Annotated in this window: 14 protein-coding genes; 7 read left to right on the top strand and 7 right to left on the bottom strand. The window is 61.0% G+C overall.

Translation table 11 applies throughout. The features are described from left to right. Nucleotides 1–336 precede the first annotated feature (336 nt). From panB to coaBC, 4 genes are all read right to left on the bottom strand, one after another. On the bottom strand, nt 337–1,164 hold the full coding sequence (gene panB / locus D2E23_RS11125) for a 3-methyl-2-oxobutanoate hydroxymethyltransferase (protein ID WP_126030965.1): 828 nt from the start codon (nt 1,162–1,164) through the stop codon (nt 337–339). Nucleotides 1,165–1,283: 119 nt separating this feature from the next. After that, on the bottom strand, nt 1,284–2,144 hold the full coding sequence (locus D2E23_RS11120) for a Rossmann-like and DUF2520 domain-containing protein (protein ID WP_126030964.1): 861 nt from the start codon (nt 2,142–2,144) through the stop codon (nt 1,284–1,286). A 15-nt stretch (nt 2,145–2,159) separates the two neighbouring features. After that, a complete protein-coding gene (locus tag D2E23_RS11115; RefSeq protein ID WP_126030963.1) occupies nt 2,160–2,981 on the bottom strand; it encodes a type III pantothenate kinase in 822 nt (273 codons plus the stop codon). A 103-nt stretch (nt 2,982–3,084) separates the two neighbouring features. Beyond that, a complete protein-coding gene (gene coaBC, locus D2E23_RS11110; RefSeq protein WP_241227295.1) occupies nt 3,085–4,662 on the bottom strand; it encodes a bifunctional phosphopantothenoylcysteine decarboxylase/phosphopantothenate--cysteine ligase CoaBC in 1,578 nt (525 codons plus the stop codon). Nucleotides 4,663–5,276: 614 nt separating this feature from the next. On the opposite strand from coaBC, the gene D2E23_RS11105 reads away from it, so the two are divergent. The 4 genes from D2E23_RS11105 to D2E23_RS11090 all read left to right on the top strand — a co-directional run bounded on the left by D2E23_RS11105 (nt 5,277) and on the right by D2E23_RS11090 (nt 18,100). Beyond that, the gene (locus D2E23_RS11105; protein WP_241227294.1) at nt 5,277–14,132 is read left to right on the top strand and encodes an LPXTG cell wall anchor domain-containing protein; all 8,856 of its coding nucleotides are present in this window, start codon (nt 5,277–5,279) and stop codon (nt 14,130–14,132) included. 86 nt (nt 14,133–14,218) lie between these two features. Further along, a complete protein-coding gene (locus D2E23_RS11100; protein WP_126030962.1) occupies nt 14,219–15,781 on the top strand; it encodes a SpaH/EbpB family LPXTG-anchored major pilin in 1,563 nt (520 codons plus the stop codon). 344 nt (nt 15,782–16,125) lie between these two features. Continuing rightward, the gene (locus tag D2E23_RS11095) at nt 16,126–17,217 is read left to right on the top strand and encodes a class C sortase (RefSeq protein WP_126030961.1); all 1,092 of its coding nucleotides are present in this window, start codon (nt 16,126–16,128) and stop codon (nt 17,215–17,217) included. Then, the gene (locus tag D2E23_RS11090) at nt 17,201–18,100 is read left to right on the top strand and encodes a prealbumin-like fold domain-containing protein (protein ID WP_126030960.1); all 900 of its coding nucleotides are present in this window, start codon (nt 17,201–17,203) and stop codon (nt 18,098–18,100) included. Before D2E23_RS11095 ends, D2E23_RS11090 begins: the two co-directional genes overlap by 17 nt. A gap of 226 nt (nt 18,101–18,326) precedes the next feature. On the opposite strand, the gene D2E23_RS11085 is transcribed toward D2E23_RS11090, so the two are convergent. The 3 genes from D2E23_RS11085 to D2E23_RS11075 all read right to left on the bottom strand — a co-directional run bounded on the left by D2E23_RS11085 (nt 18,327) and on the right by D2E23_RS11075 (nt 19,654). Further along, nucleotides 18,327–18,692: a type II toxin-antitoxin system YafQ family toxin gene (locus tag D2E23_RS11085; RefSeq protein WP_126030959.1), complete on the bottom strand. Its 366-nt coding sequence runs from the start codon at nt 18,690–18,692 to the stop codon at nt 18,327–18,329. Next, nucleotides 18,682–18,975: a type II toxin-antitoxin system Phd/YefM family antitoxin gene (locus D2E23_RS11080; RefSeq protein WP_126030958.1), complete on the bottom strand. Its 294-nt coding sequence runs from the start codon at nt 18,973–18,975 to the stop codon at nt 18,682–18,684. Before D2E23_RS11080 ends, D2E23_RS11085 begins: the two co-directional genes overlap by 11 nt. 136 nt (nt 18,976–19,111) lie before the next feature. Beyond that, entirely contained in the window at nt 19,112–19,654 is a 543-nt protein-coding gene (locus D2E23_RS11075; protein ID WP_126030957.1) for a hypothetical protein, read from the bottom strand. A 277-nt stretch (nt 19,655–19,931) separates the two neighbouring features. On the opposite strand from D2E23_RS11075, the gene D2E23_RS11070 reads away from it, so the two are divergent. From D2E23_RS11070 to D2E23_RS11060, 3 genes are all read left to right on the top strand, one after another. Continuing rightward, nucleotides 19,932–20,711, top strand: a complete 780-nt coding sequence (locus tag D2E23_RS11070) for an SDR family oxidoreductase (protein ID WP_093959551.1) — start codon at nt 19,932–19,934, stop codon at nt 20,709–20,711. A gap of 95 nt (nt 20,712–20,806) precedes the next feature. Next, complete coding sequence (locus tag D2E23_RS11065; RefSeq protein WP_093959550.1) at nt 20,807–21,136, top strand: Cif family virulence factor; 330 nt, start codon at nt 20,807–20,809, stop codon at nt 21,134–21,136. A 189-nt stretch (nt 21,137–21,325) separates the two neighbouring features. Continuing rightward, nucleotides 21,326–22,348, top strand: coding sequence for a LacI family DNA-binding transcriptional regulator (locus D2E23_RS11060; protein ID WP_126030956.1), 1,023 nt, complete (start codon nt 21,326–21,328; stop codon nt 22,346–22,348). Nucleotides 22,349–22,585 lie beyond the last annotated feature (237 nt).

The following is a 22,585-nucleotide window of genomic DNA, read 5'->3' as shown; positions in this document are numbered from 1 at the left end:
GACGGCGAATCCGTTTTCGTTTTCAGTGGTCATGATGTTGTCCTTTGTGATTGTCTGTTTGATTGATTGGATGAATGACGTGTGAAAGAGCCTCTCTCTTTCTTTCCTTCCCCTTGAGGGGAAGGTGTCGCGCGCGGCGTGACGGATGAGGTGGTTCGGTGTAAGCCGACGGAGTAGTGCATCGGCCGTAGGCCGATACCGGTTAGTTGCGGCCTACGGCCGGTCACCTCATCCGTCCGGCGTTCGCCGGCCACCTTCCCCTCAAGGGGAAGGCGAGTGGAAGGGATGGGGTCTTTCCATCAAGAGGAAGGCTGGTGGGGGTCTTCCGCGGGGAGCTCAGTGGAGTTCGGAGAGGATGGATTCGTCCATCTTGAAGCCTTCGCGGTCGTTGTCGGGGAAGGCACCGGACTTCACGTCGGCGCTGTACCGGGCGAACGCGTCACGCATCTGCGCGCCGATCTCGGCATAATGACGTACGAACTTCGGCTTCATCTCACCGTACATGTTCAGCAGATCCTGATACACGAGAATCTGACCGTCGGTCACGTCTCCCGCACCGATGCCGATCGTCGGAATCGACAGCTCCTCAGTGATCTTCTTGGCCAGCAGCGTGGGCACGCCCTCCAGCACCACGGCGAACGCACCGGCATCCTCGATCGCGCGCGCGTCGTCAAGAATCTGCTGCGCGGTCTTGATGTTCTTGCCCTGCACCTTGAATCCGCCGAACGCGTTCACCGACTGCGGGGTCAGGCCCAGATGAGCCATCACCGGAATCGACGCGGTCACGATCGCCTTGATCTGATCGTGGAACGCCACGCCGCCCTCGAGCTTCACGGCCTGCGCGCCGCCCTCCTTCACCAGACGGCCGGCGTTCTCCACGGCCTGATCGACGGTGTGATACGCCATGAACGGCAGATCGACGACCACGAGCGCGTTCTTGGCGCCACGCGTCACGCATTTGGCATGGTGGATCATGTCCTCCATGGTCACCGGCAGCGTGGAATCATAGCCGAGCATGACCATGCCCAGCGAATCGCCCACCAGAATGCCGTCGATGCCGGATTCGTCGACCAGCTTGGCGGTGGTGTAGTCGTAGGCGGTGAGCATGGACAGCTTCTCGCCCTTGGCCTTTGCCGCGCGGAATGTCACTGCGGTGTTCTTCATTGTTCTGTGTATTCCTTTCAATGGTCGCGGTCGGAAATCCGATCCACGCCGTGTTCAATTATTTATTGGAAAAAATTTTCGGTACCGAGCGTCGAACGCCGAACGTCAAGCGTCGAACGTCAATCGCCGAGCAGTTCCCGCAAGGCATCGTAGTCCCGATTCGGATTCTTCGCTTCGGCGATGCCCAATAGAGCCCTCGACAACGGTTCGTACAACGCGCGGGCCTCGGGGGAGAGCGCCTCGAGATGCGACCGGACCGTGCCCACATCCGCGCGCTCGACCGGCCCGGTGAGCGCCGACTTCGCGCCGCGCTCGCAGAAGCTTTCCGCGTTGTGTACGATCATCGCGCGCAACGCCTCCCGCGCATCGGATTCCGTGAAACCGCACGACCGCAGCGTCTCCACCGCCGCATTCCACAACGCGATCGGCAGATTGCTCGCTATCGCGGCCGCCGCATGATATCGGGTCTTGGCGTCGGCGTCGATCACGCGCGACCGGTTGCCAAGCGAACCGAGCAGCTGCCTCAGCATCTCCGTTACGCGTGCGTCGCCCTCAAGTGCGAAAAACGCGCCGTCGAGCTGATCGCGGCCGTCAGCGGGGAAGCGTTCGCTCACCGCCTGCATCGGATGCATCGAAAACGCGGATACGCCGGCCTTGTCACTGCCGTCGAACACGCGCGACGACAGGCACCCACTGCAGTGGCCGATCGACATGCCGGAGATCGGATCGTCGGGCAGTGCGCGCAGCTCCTGCCAGACGGATGCGATCGCATCATCCGGCACGGTGATGAACAGCATGTCGCTCTGTTCCACGATGTCGGCCAGCGACGTAAACTCGGTCACGCCCAACGCATTCGCGGCGTCATGTGCGGCGTCGGCCGGACGATTGTAGTAGCCGCTGACGGTGACGAGCGCCGATCGGCGCAGATGCGCGCCCATCGCACAGCCGACCTTGCCGGCACCGATGAATCCGATTCTCATACTGCCGCCGTCCTACTACTTCCTGCGTGACTTGACGGCCGATTTTCCGGACGTCTTGCCGGCTCTACTCTGCGCGCGGAACCGTGCGTAGATGATCGCCAGACCCTTGAAGATCAGCTGGCTGTCGTACACGTCGATCGAATCGGTGGCGTCGTACAGCACGCGGCCGAGTCCACCGGTGGCCACCACCTTGAAGTCGTGGCCGATCTCCTTGCGGAACTGTGCGATCGTGTACTCCACGCCGCCGAGGAACTGGTAGTAGATGCCGGCCTGCATGGCGGTTTTCGTGTTCGTCGCGAGAATCGTGTCCGGTCGGGCGATCTCGATCTCCGGCAGCTGCGCGGTCTGACTCCACAGGGAGTTCGCGCTCGTCTCCAGACCCACGCCGATCACGCCGGCGCTGAATACGCCGTCCGCGTCCACATAGTCGTAGGTGGTGGCCGTGCCGAAATCGATCACCAGCACCGGTCCGCCATACAGATAGTAGGCGCCCGCGCAGTCGGCGATGCGGTCGGCGCCAACGGTCTTCGGCTCGTCGAGACGCAGGTTGATGCCGCATTTGATGCCTGGTCCGATGATGATCGGCTCGAGTCCAAGGAACTTCTTGATGCTCGATCGGAACGCGTACATGACCTTCGGCACCACGGACGAGATGATCACGTCGTCCACTTCATCGGGGCGGATGCGCGACATCGACATGAATGTGGACAGCATCATCGCGTACTCGTCGCTGGTGCGGCGGGTCTTGGTGGTCAGACGGTAGGTGCCCACGATGTCGTCGCCATCGATGAATCCGATGACGATGTTGGTGTTGCCGATGTCGACGGCGATCAGCATGGTTCTCCTCTTTTCCTGCTCGTGTTCTGCGTCTCGTCGTGCTGTTGCACGTTGGAAATATTGATGTTTGCGCCGGCTAATCCGGTCGGGCCGGCGTTTCTGCTTAGCGCTTGGTTTGCGGCTTGGTGCGCAGATCGTTGAGCTTGGCGAGGATCAGCTTCGCCAGGTCGGTCTTGGGCATCTGGCCGATGCGTTCGATGTCGGCGATGTTGTGCGATTCGTCGGCCGGATCGTCGGTGTCGTCGGCCGGCGTGAGGATCGTCACCACGTTCGTGTCGGTGGCGAATCCGGCTCCCGGATCACGCAGATTGTTGGCCACGAGCATATCGCAGTGCTTTTCGGCGAGCTTGCGGGCGGCGTTCTCCACCAGATGCTCGGTTTCCATGGCGAATCCGCACAGCGTCTGTGAGCCGTCGGTGCGCTTGTGCTCGCCGGCCCAGGCGAGAATGTCCGGGTTGGCGACGAGCTCGAGCGTGAGCGTGGTGTGGCCGTGCTTCTTGATCTTCTGCGGGCTGGCGGTTTCGGCGCGGAAGTCGCCTACTGCGGCGGCCATCACGGTGATGTCGGCGTGCTTGAAGTTGTCGGACACCGCGGCGAACATATCGCGCGCGGTGGTCACGTGCACGATGTTCACGCCCTCCGGTTCAGGCAGCGAGACCGGTCCGGATACGAGCGTGACCGTGGCGCCCAGATCGCGTGCGGCCTCGGCCAGCGCATAGCCCATCTTGCCGGTGGAATGATTGGTCAGATAGCGCACCGGATCAAGCGGCTCCTGCGTGGGGCCGGCGGTGACGAGTACGTTGAGGCCCTTGAGAAAGGGAGTGGTGCTCGGCGTGGAGACGCGCGCGGATGCGGTGGTGCCGTTCGGCGTGGTCGCGTTCTCCGTCTCCGCCAGAATGTTGCCGATCACCGTTTCGATATCGGCCGGTTCGGCCATGCGGCCCTTGCCCACGTCCTGGCAGGCGAGCATGCCGGACGTCGGATCCACGAAACGGAAGCCGAGCTCACGGCAGATGCGGATGTTGCGCTGCGTGGCAGGATTCTCGTACATGTGCACGTTCATCGCCGGGCAGACCAGCTTGGGGCAGGTGGCGGCCAGTACGGTGCTGGTCAGATAGTCGTCGGCCAGACCGTATGCGAATTTGGCGATCATATTGGCCGTGGCGGGCGCGATCACCACCATGTCGGCCCATTTGGCGTCCTCGATATGACTTACGCCGACGCGTGCGTCGCCGTATTCGTCGGTCGACACGGCGTATTCGGAGGCGGGGAACATGTCGGTGCGGGTGGTGGTGTGCGTCAGTGCGTCGAACGATGCCGGGCCGACGAACTTCTGTGCGGCGGCGGTCATCATTACCCGCACTTCGCAGCCATGCTTGGTCAGGCTCGACGCCAACTGGCAGGCCTTGAACGCGGCGATCGAACCGGTGACGCCGAGAAGAATGTGGAGCGGACGCTGCGTTTTGCGATGATGACGCTGCGCGGAATGGGAGGTCGGACGGCGGCGGCTTGTTGCGGGGGCCGTGGTCTGTGCGGTGGATGTCTGTGAGGTGGACGTCTGCGTGGCGGACGTCTGCGTGGCGGAGGTGGTCTGCGTGGTGACGGACTGCGTGACTTCGTTGGTGTTGCCGGACCCGCCGTGGGTGTTGTGGTGCGATTCGTCGTTGAGCATGGCGTTCATTGCACTTGCCTCCATACGGCACGGTTCGATCGTCGGCCGGTCGAGGTGCCACTGTTCCTAGTCTCTGCGGGAAGTCCCCGTCAAAGCCGATACAAGTCTAGTAAGCGTGCCGCGCGTGATGCCACTTCATGCCAAAGATTGCCCTTGTAATCTTCCTCACAGTCCGTCCCAATAGTTCGGTTCCGGGGTTCTCCCTCAGACTGTTCCTGTGTTCTCCCTCCGTGGGAGGGAGATGTCGCGACGTATGTCGTGACAGAGGGGGGGCTCTGGAGCAACCGGCTTATGTTCCCTCCCTCAGTCCGGCTTCGCCGTCCAGCTCCCTCCCTTGGAGGGAGCACGGGGTTGACCTCCCCGGGAGGAGCACTGAGATGTTGGGGCGTTTGAGATTCAACCCGTTCGATATTTGGACCGGCGTGTCATCGGTGGGGGGTGTCCCGTCTAAGGATTGAAATTACGGGGGTTCGGGGAGGTGTGCACCCCTATTTTGGGGTATTTTTTGGCCGACTGAAACGACAGATTGTCATCAGTTGTCTGATATTTAGGTATTCTTGATAACGAATTCGCCCCCGTTAAGGGGTGTGTTTGAGAGCCATCACGAAGGAAGAGACCCCCGAATGACCAAGACCGATTGGAAGAAGTTCCGATTCGGATCCAAGTCCGGCGATGCCGCCGAGCAGACCGAAACGGAGAACGAGCAGAGCCGTGCTTTCGGCCGTCGTGCCGTGGCCGTTCTGCTGTCTGTCGTTGTTCCTCTGTGCTCTCTCGTGCCTGCCGCGACCGCCGCTACTTCGACGAGCGCTGCGGCCAATGGCACGTCCATCAGCAACGCCGTTATCAACGGCGGTAGCGTGATCAACGCCAACTCGACTTCCAACGTCATCGTTTCCGCCGACACGTCGACCAATCTGAACGCGACCACGTCCGATCTTCCCGCAGCCGGCATCGCGTCCGCGAACGGTTCCACGAAGACCACTATGAGCGCCGCCGATCCGTACCGTGACGGTTCCATTCTGATCTACACGTATGCCCAGCTGGCCGCGATCGGCACGAACGCCAAGGTGACCAGTGCCGACACCACGGCCGGCATCGTTGGCGGTGGTCAGACCGTGACCGACGCGAACGGCAACGCCGTCACCTACTCCAACACCGCCTCCTACGTGCTGATGAACGACATCGAGCTGCCGACGGGTGTGACCTGGCAGCTGCCGAACGATTTTTCGGGCACGATCAACGCCGATTCCTCGGTGAAGTCCGGCGAGAAGACGCTGTACGATTCCAAGACCGACACCATTACTTTGCATAATCGCTATCAGCTGGCCGTGAGCGCATCCAATAATCGAGAATCCGAGCCGGTGCTGAGCAACGATTGGGATGCCGCCAAGTTCGGTATGGGCAAGCCGGTGACCGCTAACAACGGCAAGGCACTCACCTACGGCGCGAGCCATCGTTACGTGTTGTCCGCACGATTCACCACGAACACCCCGCAGGGCGACGCCGGACAGATCTCCGCCGCGAACAAGGCCCAGGAAACCAACGGGGGGGGGTCTTCCGATTCTGACAATTCCGGTTCGGACGGTTCCTCGTCCGACGCGGTAGCATCCGACGACGGGGAGGCCGACCAATCCGGCGCATCCGCGCAGGCCGATGCCGCCGACTCCGCCGCTGATTCCCTGAGCGGCCGTGACTTTGCCGGGCAGGTCACCAAGACCATCAACGGCAAGACCTATATTCTGATCGGCAACGAGCAGCAGCTGCGTGCAATCGGCACCGACGATGGTAATACGCCTGTGATTGGCAAGGTCTGGCAGGTTACCGAACAGTGCGGAATTGTGCTCGGTTGTGCCTTTGATCTCGGGTGGAAGGAACAGGCAAATAGCGAGAAAGTCGCTTATGCGGGCGATGCTGACCTAGCGGCTGGCAACAAGCTGCACGGAACCGAATTTAAGAGCGAGAATACGCTTGGCGGAATCTACAAGGGCACTCGAACCATTTACTTCTCCAAGGATCTCAACGGCAATCGCGTTGATCTGAATGCCGATACGTATGGCGCCCATACCGGTCAGAAGTACACCACCGACGCCAATTACATCATCTTCCGTAACATCGATCTGAGCGCCGACGCTGCCAACGGCAAGACCAAGGACGCCACGTGGAACCCGCTCATGTTCACCGGCACCATGCTCGGTGCCGTCAGCAGGACCGGTGACACCGCTGGCTCTCTGTGGAGCACCATCGGCACCGATGGCGGAAGCGTCAACGACACCGCGGACCGTCCCGTCATTTCCAACGTCAAGGTTGAGCAGAACGATGCCGAGCTTGATGTGAGCGTGCAGCAGGGCATCGGCTTCTTCGCCACCATCACCAGCAAGACTGCGATCGTCAACAGCAGTCTGGGCAGTGCCGGGACCGTTGCGGTGTCCAACCTCAAGCTCAGCAACGTCTCCGTGACGAACAAGGCCACGAAGTCCAAAATGCCGACGTCGTTGCTCGGTGCGCTGACCCTTCTTATCGGCGGACTGCTTGATGTTGTCGCGGGCATTCTGAACGTTCATCTGAATCTTTCCGGTCTGCTTAACCTGCACAAGAGCAACCCCTCGAATCTCGCCACAGGAGCTTTCGCCGGACGTATCTATGGCGATGCCAAGATCTCTGGAAACGAAGTGGAGAATGTATCCGTCTCCAGCGAGAGTGATATGACCGGTGGATTCGCCGGATATGTGGAAGGCGCGACGAAGTATGATGTGGGATCCAATCTGCTCGGAAGCCTTACCAATCTCTTGGCCCTGCTCCTCAACAAGATTCCGTTCCTCGGCCTTGGTGATCTGATTGAATGGCTACTCAACGGCACGCTGGGACTGAATCAGCTTGTTCCCGTCGGCTACTACACGCCGACCATCTCCGACAGTCATGTAACGAACTTCAAGGCGAACACCACGATCGGTAGCGCTTCCAAGGATTCCGCCGGTGGTTTCGTCGGCATGCAGAGTGGCGCGATCATCGAGAACTCCTCGGTGAGCAGTGATAACGCGTATACCGTAACGGCCCAGCACTATGCCGGTGGCTTCGCCGGCGTGAGCCGCAATGGTGATGTCGGCGGTCTGCTCAGTTCACTGGACGTGAAGCTGCTGTCCGTCTTGCGTCCGCAGAGCTTGATCGAGAACACTGCGGTAACGTCCAAGGGCGGTATCACCGTCACTGCCGAGAACTATGCCGGTGGCTTCACCGGTGCCATGGCCAACTCCTATGCCGTGAACGACAGCGTCTCCGGTACGGTGTCCGTGACCGCGACCAAGACCCACGCCGGTGGTTTCGCTGGCGTTGCATCTACGGGATGGGGTTTGGAAGTTGGCAGCAGCAGTGCTTCCAACACCACGTTGGTCAAGAATCTGTCCAGCACGCTCGTCAATCTGCTGACCAAGGGCACGATTGACTCCACTGGGGCCGGAGACCTGCTTACCCTCGCCGGCGTGAAGCCCTCGGCCATTTTCGGTGCCGAGGTGAACGGCAGCATCACCGTGAAGTCCAAGGGCGACTATGCCGGCGGTCTGATCGGCCAGGGTTCCGGCGTGACGATCGCCTCGTCGAAGGCCGACGAACTCAAGAAGTTCCCCTACTGGAAGTATGCCAATTCGCGTCCGACCCCGACCAACGAACGTAACATCACGATCACCGGTCTGAGTCCTGTTACCGCCGGTGGTTCGTATGTTGGCGGCATCGCGGGTCAACTGGCTCCGGCCAGCGTCGCGGCGCTGCTGAACAACACGCTCGGCGTCGGCGATCTGGACTTCACCACGTTCGGCATCTTCGACGTGACCGTCACCGGCGCGAACGACGAACTGACCGTATCGGCCGGCGATGAGGGCTACTATGCCGGTGGCGCAATCGGTTTCGCCACGGGCGGCAACGTGACGAACGTGACCATTAAGAACCTCAAGTCCGTGAGCGCCAAGGGCGAAGCCGGCGGTTTCATCGGATTCAGCGGTCCGAGCCAGGCCGCGGGAACCAACAGCAAGCTCAATGTCCTCGGTCTGCTCAAGGTATCCGGTCTGCTGTCGGTGGCGCAGTATTCCGCCGTCACGGTCAGCCAGTCGAATGTGGAGGGCGTCAAGAACGGTTTCACCGTGAAGGCGACCGGTGCCGACGAGAGCACGAGCGGCCATACCTATGCGGCCGGCGGCTTCTACGGTCAGGCCAACAGCACCAAGACCCGTGATTCTCACGTGAAGAATCTGAAGTCGGTCGAGGCGGACGCCAACGTCAACGACGGCATCGCCGGCGGCTTCGTGGGCATCTCGACCACGGGCGGCCTGATCGACGCGCTGAACAGCAAGGATGATAAGGGCACTACCTTACTCGAAAGCCTCAAGGGCAGCAGCCTCATTGATGTCAACGGTCTGCTCGGTGCGGTCCCGTACCTTATTCCCGACTACAAGCTCGTCGACGTGTCGTACGTGAACGGCGGCTACGTGCAGGCTGACATGGCCGGCGGATTCGCCGGCGACTTCCAGGGCGGTCGAATCAATCGACTCTCCATCTGGCAGCGTGTGAATGGCAAGGGTCTGACCGAAGAGGATGAGAGCAATGACGCCGAGCTGAAGAAGCTCGTCGAACAGGCCAAGGCCAATCCGGTCGTCGTCACCAACATCGACCACGTGACCGGCGGCTCGTATGCGGGCGGCTTCGGCGGCAAGGTCGTGTCCGGCGCACTCGCGTCGTCCGGTAGCGGCGGCGTGTCCATTCTTGGCAAGTTCGGTACGGTGAACCTGACCAACCTGCTGAACGTGGCGCAGGCGTACGTGCCGATCGTCTGCTATGCGGGCGTAAAGTCCGATGCGGACACGTTCAAGAACGCGGGCGGCAATATTAACGACAAGGCCGACTATGGTCTGACCGTCACCGCCACGACGATCAACGAAAAGGACTCGAACTCCGGTTCGGCCGGTGGTTTCGCCGGCTACGTGTCCGGCGCGCAGATCAGCACGTCATCCGTTACGCAACTGCGTCACACTACCGTGGTCGCGCCGAAGAATCTGGAAACCACCGGTTCAATCGACGACACGTATCTGGACAGCCAGAGCTCCTACGCCGTTGACGCCGCACGATACGCGGGCGGTTACATCGGCAAAATGAACGTCGGTTCTGCAGCCGCCGTGGGCGAGAGTCTCAACGTGCTTGGCGGTACGTCCGCCGAGATCAACATCACCAACGTACTCAGCGTGCTGAACACGGTCGTGTCCACCGTCGAATACTCCGATGTGACCGGCGGTGTGGGCGGCTACTCCGTGCGTGCCAGTGAAACGTTGTACGACAAGGCCGGCAAGGACGGCATGGCCGGCGGTTTCGTGGGCGATCTCGAGGGCGGCCACATCCAGAACTCGAACGCGCATGAGTTCGTGTACATCATCGGCCAGATCTCGGCCGGCGGTTACGTGGGCACCATGCAGCCTGGTTCCGCAGTGGACGTGCTTGGCAAGAGTAATACCATCCTCGGCAAGATCGTTGAACTCGACGACGTGCTCTCCGCCCTGCAGACCTTCGTACCGACGATCCGCAACAGCTCCACCGACGCCGCGATCTGCGGTGGTGCGGTGCGTGCTCAGGCGACGTCCGACACGATCCGTCGTGGTATGGCCGGCGGTTACGTTGGCCACAACCGTGGCGGACACATCTGGGGCAACAACGATGAGGCATGGTCGAGCCTGTCCGACACTGCGACCACCAAGCGTGTGGCATCCGCGGCGCGCATCCGCAGCGTATACGGTGCGGAACTCGCCGGCGGCTACACCGGCTTCATGGAGGCCGCGGACACGGCCGACGGTGGTAGCATCTCCGTGCTCGGCGGACTCATCAAGACCACCAATCTGGTGAGCGCGCTTGGCCTTGTCTACCCGACCGAAGAGCATTCCGAGGTCACCGGTCCGCTGCGTGGCATGAGCTACGACCAGTGGGAGACCTGGAAGAACAACACTGGTAAGTACGGTGCGTATGGTGCCGAGTTCACTGATGTGGTGAAGGCCGGTGCGGACAAGGTCGCTGATCAGGGTTCGCTGAACACGTTCCTTGAAAAGTACATCTTTGGTTTCAACGTGGTGGCGGGACGTGACCATCATGAGAACGGCGCGAATCTGCGCGACTCCGGCGTGGCCGGCGGTCATGTGGGTCTGATGCGCACCGGCACCATCACCGACGGTCAGTCGTACGACGTGAAGCAGGTCAAGGCCATGCGCGCGTCCGGCGGTTACGCGGGCTCGATGGAGGCCGGTACCGCGGCTGTGCTTGGTGATGTTGAGCTGGGCAATTTCCTCAAGCTGGATCTCGGCAGTCTGATCACCACTCCGCAGGTGTTCGTGCCCGTCATCAAGTCGTCCAGCACGCAGGGCTACCGCAAGGGTCTGCGCGTGGAGGCGACCGGTACGAATACGGTCGAAGATAACGTCGCTCAGGGCGTCGGCAACGCCGGCGGCTACGTGGGCATGGCGATCGGCGGACAGATCTGGGGCGATCGTGACTCCAACGGCAACGAACTCAAGGACGGCGCAACCGCGGCCGGCGTGAACGTGTCCAACCTGCGCAAGGTGTCCGGACGCAACAACGTGGGCGGCTACGTGGGTCTGGCGACCTCTGGCTCGGTGGCCGATGCGAACACGAACGATGCCTCTTCCGGCCTTCTGCAGAAGGTGCTCAACTCGCTGCTAGATAACAAGAAGCCGACCGGTCTGGTCAATCTGCTGCAGGCCACCGTGGTCACCATCCGTGGTGCGCACGTGAGTGCCGACAGCAAGGACTGGGGCTTCACCGTGGAGGGTGCCTATAAGGATGGCGATAAGACCCTCTACGCGGTCAACGCTGGTGGCTTCGCCGGCTCGCTGCAGGCCGCGATCCTTGGCGACAGGAATTCCGCCAAGGGAACCGGTACCGCGGTGGACGCCGCGAAGGATCCCGCCGAACTTGTGGTGAACGATCTGCGTGGCGTGGAAGGCGGCCAGTACGCCGGCGGATTCTTCGGCCTGGCCGACGTATCCAGCGTCGCTTCCGTGGGCGGCGGCACCATAAAGAATCAGGACTCGAACCTGCTGCTCAAGCTGCTCGGCCTGGGTAACGTGAGTGTGCTCGACGCGTTCCGCACGTTCGTGTACGACGGTCGCGTGAACGGCGTGGCCGACGGCATTCAGGTGCTGGCGCACGAATCCAGCACGCAGGGTATGCTCGACTCCACGCGCTTCACCGGCGCGGCCGGCGGCTTCGGCGGCGGACTGATCAACGGCTCCGTCAAGAAGTCCAGCGTCGCGAACCTCAACAGCGTGAACGGACTCAACTACGTGGGCGGTTTCATCGGCCACTTGGGCAAGTCCGGAACCGTGGACGCGGATGATGTGAAGGTCACCGACTCCAACCTTGGTCTGGCCGGACTCACCGCGGGCGTGCTCGACATCTGGGGCTCCCACGTGGAGGACTCCTCGGTCACGGGCATCGCGGACGGTTTCACCGTCACCGCCACACACAACGGCGAGGAATACGGGCGAAACGAGGCGGTCAACGACTCCGTGAAGCGCAAGGGCGAGGAGGTCGCCGGCGGCTTCGCCGGATACGCCGATCTGGCACGCATCTCCGGCAGCAGCGTCACGAACCTGAAGAAGACGACCAGCAGCGAGATCGCAGGCGGCTTCGTCGGCCAGACCACGCGTGCGTATCTGGTGGATGCGGGTGTGAACTCCAAGCTTGTGAAGTTGCTGCTCGAATTGATCATCAACCCGCTGCTGAGAATCCTGTACTTCGAAGGTCTTGAACATACGACCGACGAGTGGGCCAAGATCAAGCAGACATACTTCGGTGATCTGATTAAGTTCGTCGATCTCGACCTGTTCGCCGACGGCAACGTGCTGTACGTGAATCTGTTCGGTCTCAAGGTCGGTGTGGCGCTGCTGCGTAGCACTGATCCGCAGAAGACAGATACCGCGTACATCTATATCGGTGATTCCAAGATCTCCGTTGGCTGCACTGAAAAGGGTGTGAACTCCGGCGAAGAAGAGAATATCAAGGCGCAGCTCATCAAGGGCAACCGCACCAAGGTGACCGATTCGTCCGTCACGGGCATCGCCGACGGCTACGACGTGTTCGGTGGCGGCGCTACGCAGACCACCGACGGCACGGAGAAGCTCAAGACCGGTTACGCTGGCGGCTTCGCAGGCTTCAACCAGGAAGGCGTGCTGCAGGCCAACACCATGACCTACGCGGACACCATCCGCGGCACGTCCGGTCTGGTCGACCCGTTCGCCAACACCGTGCTCGACTCCAACTGGTTCTTCAACGACAAGAACAACATTCTTGGTCCGACCAGCGATGGCAAGTACAACACGTACCGCATCTACCGCAAGGCGGATGCCGCGGCGGGTTCGGCGGTGACGTCCGTGAAGGACGATCGCAAGACGTTCGCCGCCAAGGTGTCGGACACCGGCGACGGCACGCTGAACACCGGACTCGATCGTTGGACCGTCAACTACTTCGACGTGGTCAACGCCTACGACAGCGATACCGCGAACAGCGGCGCCGCCGGCGACGACAAGACTAAGTGGATCGGCATCAAGGACGCGGTAATCGCCACCGGAGATGCATCGTACAAGGACCTCAACGCCTACGTGTCCGCGGCCAAGGCCGTCCTGATGCTCGACACGGCCGTGACCGACAACAATGGCGGATTCACGCCCGAGCCCGGTGACGGTCAGGATCCGTGCGGCAAGAACGGCTGCCAGACCGTTGACCTCACCCTGCAGAAGGTGTGGAAGACCAAGAAGGCCAAGTCGATCACGCTGCGGATCACCGCGCAGTACACCGGTGACGATGGCGAGGTCGTGACGCCGAAGACGATCAAGTGCTTCGACGGCAACTGCAAGTCCTCGGACCAGACGAACCCGTGGACCGTGACGCTCGACTCCTCCGACGGCTCCTTCTGGAGCAACACGTGGAAGAAGACCGTCACCGGACTTCCCGTGGCGTTCAAGGACGACTCCGGCAACCTGCACTACTACACGTACGTCGTGGAGGAAACCGGTGTGGACCTCGGTGACGGCAAGGGCAATGTCAAGCCCGCCGACGCCAAGTATGCCGTGTCCGTGAGTCACGACGTCATCGACAACGTGACAACCGTGACCAACTCCAGCACCGAACCGCTGCCCAACACCGGCGACCAGGGCGTGATGTGGATCATGCTGTTCGGCCTGATGCTCATCGGACTCGGCGCGGCATGGTACATGCACAACCGTCGCGATGGCAGGGGAGTGGCATTGGCCACGGCCGCTGCCGGAGCGGTCGCTGCTGGTGGCACAGGTTTCGGTTCAGGTAACGGTCTGAGTCGTGACTTGGGTCGTACGAACGCATGGCTGTCCACACTGATCGGCGGAACGTCCGGAGCTGGACGACACCGTCCTCAGTCCCCGCGCACCCCGCGCACGAGAGGCCGGCACTCCCGGTAACACGGGACCCCTCTCCCTACAGATTTCCGTCTGTACCCGCAGACGGCACAACAATGTTCCAAACACACAGAAGAAAGGACACAGTGATGAAGTCACTGATGAAGAAGATCGCAGCCGTGGCGCTCGCCGCCGCGACCGCGTTCGGCATGGCCGGCGTCGCCGCGACGACGGCAAATGCCGCTGAGGGCGCGACCACCACTCCCGCCACCTCCGGCACCCTGACCGTGACCAGCACCAATGCCGAATTCAACGGCAAGAAGGTCACTGCCTACAAGATGTTCTCGGCGACGGACGTCACCGCCACCACCGCCACCTACAAGCTGGAGACAGCGTGGGAGAAGTTCTTCAATGGCACGAACGGTGTGCTGAAGAAGGATGTCGCTGAAGCTGACCTCAGCCAGGCTGCCGCCGACTACGTGCGTAACCTCGGTGCTCAGGATTCTGTAGCTGTGACCAATTTCGCCAAGACGGCTTCTGACTGGGCCAAGACCGAGAAGCTCGATCCTACTGCGACTGCTACGGCGAAGGATGCCAATAGGGTCGACGAACAGAGCAAGAAGATTTACGAAGCCAAGTTTGAGAACCTTGCCTTCGGCTACTACGTGGTGAGCCCGGCCGCCGGCTCCACCTCCACCACCCGTCACAACGACGCCATGCTGGTCAACTTCGTGAAGGATACGGATACTGCTCTGAAGTCTGAGTACCCGACCGTTGACAAGACTGTCGATAACAAGAAGGGTTCCAGCGCTCAGGTTGGCGAATCCGTCAACTTCAAGCTGACGTCCAAGGTGCCGGACACCACCGAGTACACGAAGAGCTACACCTTCAAGTTCATCGATACCCTGTCTGATGGTCTTACTTTCAACGCCGATAGCGTCAAGGTGACGGTGGGTACTAATAAGACTCTGGTTAAGGGCTCGGATTACACCGTGACGGAAAATGGTCAGACGGTTACCTTCGACCTGAGCTCCAGCATCAAGAAGCAGACTGTGGGCGAAACGATCACTGTCGAGTACTCCGCCAAGCTGAACTCGAACGCTGTGGTTGGTGATGGAACCGGTAACACTAACTCCGCGAAGGTCCAGTACAGCAACGATCCTTCGACTGATAGCACCGGTACTTCCGAACCGTCCACCACTCACACCTACACCTTTGACTTCGACTTCGACAAGCTCGACGGTAGCTCCAACGCCGGCACCAAGCCGTTCCTGCCTGGTGCCAAGTTCAAGCTGCAGGTCAAGGACAAGGAAGGCAACTTTACCGATGTGAAGCTCTCCGGTAGCAACAACAGCTACAAGGCCGACGATAGCGGCACCGTGACCGAGGTCACCACCGGCAATGCCGCTATCAACTTCTCCGGTCTGAAGGAAGGTACTTACCAGCTCGTCGAGACCGCGGCCCCGGAAGGTTATAACCCGGCTAGCCCGACTCAGGTCGTAATTGCTGCTGAGTACGACACTGACGGCACGCTGAAGAGCTGGACCGTGAACGGCGGTAACAACAGCACCCACGTTCAGCTCGAGAACAAGAAGGGCACCCTCCTCCCCGGTACCGGTGGTATGGGTACTGTGGCGTTCACTGTGATCGGTGTGCTCGTGGTCGCCTTCGGTGCGGCTTGGGCCATCCAGCGCAAGCGCGCCAACGCCTGATCGAACCCTTGCGGAACCAATCCGGCCTTGAAGCTCGATCCTGAGCCGAAAGCCGGTGAGGTTTCGCAGTGATTTGGTGAGTGCAGCACCCCCTGTGTGCGTGTGCTCCCTCCTGGGGAGGGAGCTGGCCGGCGAAGCCGGACTGAGGGAGAGGTCGTGAGCTGATCGCTTCGGAATCCCTCCCTCTGTCACGACATGCGTCGCGACATCTCCCTCCCATGGAGGGAGAACATAGGGACGGACTCCGGTGTGCTCCCTTCTAGGGAGGGAGCTGGCCGGCGAAGCCGGACTGAGGGAGGGCCTCACCCAGCACTCACCAAATCACATCCAACCATCAATACATCATGAAAAAACTGCGCGATATCCTGCCCATTCTGGTGATCCTCGGGGGACTGCTCGTCCTGTTCTACCCGACGATCAGCAATCTCCTCATCATGCACAACGCTAGCCGCGTCGTCAGCCATTACGATTCGGCCGTCAACGCCATGTCCGACGAGGAGTATCAGAAGATCATGGACGCCGCGCACGCTTACAACAGCAAACTCGCTCAGGAATCGGCCGGCGACCCCACGGGCGCGCTCGCGAACGCGGTCAACACCGACGCCTCCGACAGCGAATACATGAGTCTGCTCAATGTCAACGGCGACGGCATGATGGGCTACATCACCGTGCCGCGCCTGCACGAAACCCTCCCCATCTATCATGGCACCGCCGAAAAGGTGCTGCAGGTGGGCATCGGACACTTGGAAGGCACGTCGCTGCCCGTCGGCGGCTCCTCCACGCATGCCGCACTGTCCGGGCATCGCGGACTTCCCAGTGCCAAACTGTTCACCGATCTCAACCGTGTAAAGACCGGCGATCGGTTCTACATCAAGATTCTTAAGGACACATACGCGTACGAAGTGGACCGCATCACCACGGTGCTGCCCACGGACACGCAGGAACTTGCCATCGAGGACGGCAAGGATCAGGTGACGCTCATCACCTGCACGCCCTACGGCGTGAACTCACACAGACTTCTGGTGCGCGGCCATCGCGTGCCGTACACGCCCGACATGGACGCGGATGCGGCGAAGCAGTTCGGACTGCATATTCCGGCGCAGTACATCGTCCCCCTGATCGGGCTGGCGGTGCTGTTGATCGGCGTCGGCGTCGGACATCACATCCATCAGCGTCGGTATGCCGTGGCCGCGCACCATAGTGACGGACGGACCGCCGGACGCAGTGGGCGAGGCGGCAGGTCCGGCGGTCGTAGTCGTGACGGCAATAGTCATGACGGTGACAATCACGACGGTGGTAATCGTGACGGTGGTGCCGCCATGGTCGCTGCGACTGGAGCCGATACCGCCGAAACCATGCAGAACGAGAGAGAAGGCCGTAACGGCAACCGTGACGGCGGAAACGAAAGGAGGCCGCGACATGGCAGACATTCATAACGCATCCGGGCAGCGGTCGGTTCGGTCCGACCGTAGGGGTGACGGGCTGCGGTCGATGACGATGGAGGCGGGTCCGTTCGTTAGGCGTGTCGCGGCCATTGCCGTTGCCATGGCGATGACGATGATGGTGTGCGTATGGTCGCTGTCGCCGTTGGGGGCACAGCCGGTCGCGGCCGCCGAGCGTACCGGTACATTGACGATCTCCGCTGCGATTGCTGCCACGGACGGCGGCGGCGCGCACGTGCTGGCGGGAGATACGTATGCCGTCGCGCATGTGGCCGATGCGACGCTCGGTGACAATGGTGCGATTAACGGATTCACCACGCGTGATGCGTTCGCCTCGCTGGGACGTGACTGGGGAACGCTCAGTTCATCGGAATACAACGACGCCGCCAAGGAGCTCGCTGACTACGCTGCCGCGCATGGGCTGTACGACGTGACCGATCATGCCGTGACCGGCACCGATGGCCGTGCCGTGGTGCGCGGACTGACACCGGGACTGTATCTGGTGTCGCGCACCGGAGTGGATGATGCGAACGCCGGGTATGTGTGCGACGCGTTCCTGGTGGCGATTCCGGAGAACTCCGGCGATGGATCTGGTGACGGGGATGGCGCGGTGAACTACAACGTGGTCGCCTCGCCCAAGTTCGAACAGACGACGACCCCCGGCCCGGGGCCGTCCGAGCAGCCCACGCCAAAGCCGTCCCCCACGCCGACTTCGACGACTCCCGCCGTGTCTGGCGGTCAGTCGAACATCGCCAAGACCGGCGCCGCGATCATGCGCTACGTGCAGGCCGCCGTCATCCTCGGCGGAATCGCGCTGCTCTTCCTGTTCATCCGCTCCCGCCGCAACCGCGCCAACTCCGATTCCGGTCTGCGGTGAACGGAATCCACTCTGCGGTAAGCGGTACCACGAAACACTGCAATTCGATACTCGGTAGTCAGATTGCAGCATCTTGGTAGTCGGAACGCGACATTGCGCAATGTGGTAGTCGGAACGCGACATCAAACCCCAACTGTGCGCGCTCACACTGTCGCGTTTCGACTCCAAAATCCGCAAATGTCGCGTTTTGACTACCAAATCCTCGGGAAGGGGCGGTGGGGCACGACTAGAGACCCAAACTTGTGCGCGAGGCAGTGCTATACGATCGAATGGTTTTGCGATCGGCACGGGATGTGAAGAGATCGTCGTGTGAGCCGGTGCGTGTGAGTACCAAAGTGAGGGTATCTCCCTCGATTCGATACACCAACAGCCAGTCTCCGTCGACGTGAAGCTCGCGATATCCCTTCCAGTCCCCGGTGAGCGCATGGTCCCGATATTTGCCGTTCAACAAATTCTTGTCTCGATTCATGATCGCCGTGATCGCCGGAATCATGCGCTTGAGATCAACGTGCTTCTTCTTTAATGCTTTTGCATCTTTGTCAAAGGCGCTGATCGTGACGACCCTACGAAGAGGCTGGACTTCAGAGGGCATCGAAATACTCCCTAAGCTGGTCGGTGTTATCGAATTCGTGGGAGTATTCGTGAGACTCGGCCTGTCGGCGGGCCTCTGCGTTGCGCAGACTCTTGACCTCTTCCTCCAAATCGTGGAATCGACGAAAATCGTGTTCGTTGATGATGAAGTAGACAGGCTCGTTGTTGCGCAATACCGTCACCGGATGATTGTCTCCGACTTTGGCGAATTCCGCACTGGCAGTGCCACGGCCGAATCGGCTGATCGGAACCAGCGTATCCATGGGAATGGTTGGTGATGACATGATGAGGCCTCTTATCTTCCAGATCTTTTGACATGTAAATATACATGTATATTGTATGTCGATTATCGATGTGAAGACAAGAGGCCGACATGGACTGTATCGTCTTTGTTTCCTTTGTTACCGAATCGGTGGTATGTCACTGATCCGAAACGGGGACGGGGTTGCCGTCCTTGTCGAGGAGATGGGTGCCGTCGTCGGTCGGGACGGGCTTGCCGTGCTCGTCGAACAGCTGCACGGTGTTGCGGTCCCGTCGCAGCAGCGTGTACTGATGGAACAGACCGTCTCCGCCCCACGCGTGCAGAAAGACCGTGCGTCCCGGTTCGGGCAGATCGCCGTTGGGTGCGAAGTCCGTGTTCCATGCGTTGCGAATCGGCGTGAACGGATCGGGGAGATTGCGCGGCGGTTTCCGCTCGGACGGTGAGGGCAGCGCGAACGTCAGACCGATGAACACCATGCACAGGGCGATCCAGGTTCGCGGGCCGAGTGCCGGGCTGGTTCTGGCGAGCGCGGCGGCGCCGACGATCAGCAGCACGCCGAGGATTCTGACGACCCAGACCGAGATCTCCTTGATCTTGAACGCCTGATCGTATTCGTCCGCCCATTCTTTGATGTCGAGTGCGTTCGACGGTGTGTTTGGCGTGCTCGGGGATGTGTTTGGTGATGTGCTCGGCGTGCTCATATCACTGCTCCTGATGCGGGTGTTGCGTAGGATTCCATTCTATCGATCACCGTTGCGCCGGATTTGGTAGTCACCATGACCACGTATTTTGAACATGGGAAATGTGAGCGGGAACATGTTATTGGCAAAGCGTGGCAAGTTTGTACGCCAATGATTCCAATGCCTGTACAGTGAGAATCACCTTCCGGCAGTGACGCTTTCGGAGGGAATCTCACATTGTTCGGTTTCGTTTCACGATGGTCGTGATGTTGACGGAACGGGCAGCGAAAGGACAAGCATGGGCGTTTACGTCATTACCGGCGCTACCAGTGGCATTGGAGCCAAGACCGCCGAAATTCTGCGCAATCGCGGGCACGAAGTCGTCAACATCGATCTCAAGGATGGCGACATCAGCGCTAATCTGGCCACCAAGGAAGGCCGCCAGTACGCCATCGACCAGCTTCACGAACGTTACCCCGACGGCATCGACGCCATGATCTGCAACGCTGGTGTGGCCGGCGGTCGTGCGCCCATCCCGCTGATCGTCTCCCTCAACTACTTCGGCGCCACCGTGATGGCCCAGGGCGTGTTCGACCTGCTCAAGAAGAAGCACGGCAGCTGCACCGTCACCTCCTCCAACTCCATCGCCCACGGCGACGCTCGCATGGACGTGGTCGGCATGCTCAACAACAACCCCGACGAGGAGCGCATCGTCAACCTCGTCAAGGACTACGATCCGATCGGCGGCCATGCGTTCTACGCCGCCACCAAGTACGCGCTCGCCCGCTGGGCCCGCCGTATGAGCGCCCAGTGGGGTGCATCCGGCGTGCGACTCAACGCCGTGGCCCCCGGCAATGTGCGCACCGCCATGACCGGCAATCTGCTGCCCGAACAGCGCGCTGCCATGGAGGCCATCCAGGTGCCCACGCATTACGGCGAGGAGCCGCTCATGGATCCGGAGGAGGTGGCCAACGTGATCGCGTTCGTGGCCAGCCCGGAGGCCAGCGGTCTCAACGGCGTGGTGCTGTTCGCCGACGGCGGCACCGATGCGCTGCTCCACTCCGAGAAGGTCTACTGATCCGTCTCCCCGCCGGATTCGCTCCGGATTTCCGTTATTCCCCAGACTTGTGGGACTTTTCCCCGACTTTTCAGAATTTTCAGACAGGAGACTTCATGATCATCGACGACTACATCAAGGCGCTGCAGGACAAGGATTACGAGGCGCTCGGCGCGTGCTTCGCCGAGCAGAGCCGCATGTTCGACTACTGCCCCTCGCTCGTGGGCAAGGAGAACATCTTCCTCTACGGCAACAAGGCCGTTGATATGTTCTTCCACAACCAGTTCGTGATGGGCGGATTCTCGGTGAGTGATCCGCATATGGTCAACAGCCGCACCGTGAACTTCTACGCCAACTATGCGGGCGTGATCATCCACGCGCTCGCGCAGATCGAGAGCGTGGACGACGACGGCAAGATCCAGGAACTCGTGGTGCGCCCCGCCTGAGTCTGATCCGTGTGTGCTCCCCTCTTTGGGGCCGTGTCGAAGGAAACCTCCCTCGTTTGAGGGAGGTTTTCGTATAGGGGGTGTTTTGCACGATCACAGTGTTGTATTTGTGCGGTAATATCGTTAAGTAAATAGATTTACTGACGCGATGCGCGCTGACGATGGCGCGCACTGGAGATACGAAGAAGCATGGTCACGATCAAGGAAATCGCCAAACGGGCGGGCTACTCGCAGGCGACGGTGTCCCGTCTGCTCAACGGTGATCCCACGCTGTCGGTCAAGGACGAAACCCGTCGCCGCATCATTCAGGCGAGCGAGGAGCTGGGATACGCCACCCAGCCGTCCCGCCACGTCACCGTGCCGCGCACCGTGGCGATCCTCGACATGATCGATCCGGGCGACCACCTGCAGGACGCCTACTTCAACGAACTGCGCGACGTGGTGGTCGGCACCGCCTCCGAACAGCATATGGACATCACGTTCTACACCGACGTGGAACAACTGATCGCCGAGGCCGCCCGATACGACGGATTCATCACGATCGGTGCCGAAATGCTGCCCGTTGAAGCCCTGCACCGTCTGCACGACGTGCTTCCGTACGGCGTGTTCCTAGACACCAATCCCGCCCCGAACCTGTTCGACTCCGTGCAGCCCGATCTGCAGCAGACCGTGCTCGACGCGCTCGACGAATTCGCCGCGGCGGGCATGAAGCGCGTCGGATTCATCGGCGGCACCGGCCGCATCATGGGCACGCACGAATACCCCGAGGACATGCGACTGCTCGCGTTCCGCAACTGGGCGGACCGTCTTGGATTCGACACCGACGGACTGATCTACATCGATGGTCCGTTCAACGTGGAAAGCGGGCGCAAGCTGGGGGAGCGGATCATCGCCGAACGAGGGGACGATCTGCCCGACGCGTTCCTGGTGGCGGCCGACGTGCTTGCCGTGGGCGTGCTGCAGTCGTTCACCGCGGCCGGTGTGATCGTGCCTCGCGACGTGAGTCTGATCAGCGTCAATAATCAGCCGATCGCCCAGTACACGTCGCCGCCGCTGAGCACGTACGACATCGATCGGCGCGAACTCGTGCGCACGGGCATCGACGCGCTCGGCGAGGCGATCGCTGGTCGGCGCAAGGTGAAGCATCACGTGCTGCTGTCCACCACGCTCGTGCCCCGCGGCAGCTTCGTGCCGGCCGGCGGAGTGCGGTAGCGCTGCGGTAAGCTCTGGCTGGTATCTGCTGCGGTGAGTGCGAGCCGGTGTTGTGGTTAAAAAATCGGCGCTTTACGTGATGACTTCCTGTGATGATGACGATGCGTAAGGCGCCGATTTTTGTGTATGGTGTGGAAGCCCTCCCTCAGTCACGCCACGACGTGACAGATCCCTCCCCGGGAGGGAGCACATGGGGGATTGACCGTCTCCCTCCGCGGGGAGGGGCGGGGGTAAACC

Source organism: Bifidobacterium callimiconis (genome assembly GCF_003952005.1).
GTDB classification, from domain to species: domain Bacteria; phylum Actinomycetota; class Actinomycetes; order Actinomycetales; family Bifidobacteriaceae; genus Galliscardovia; species Galliscardovia callimiconis.
Note: the sequence above shows the minus strand (reverse complement) of the source record. Positions and strands in the feature narration are given on the sequence as shown.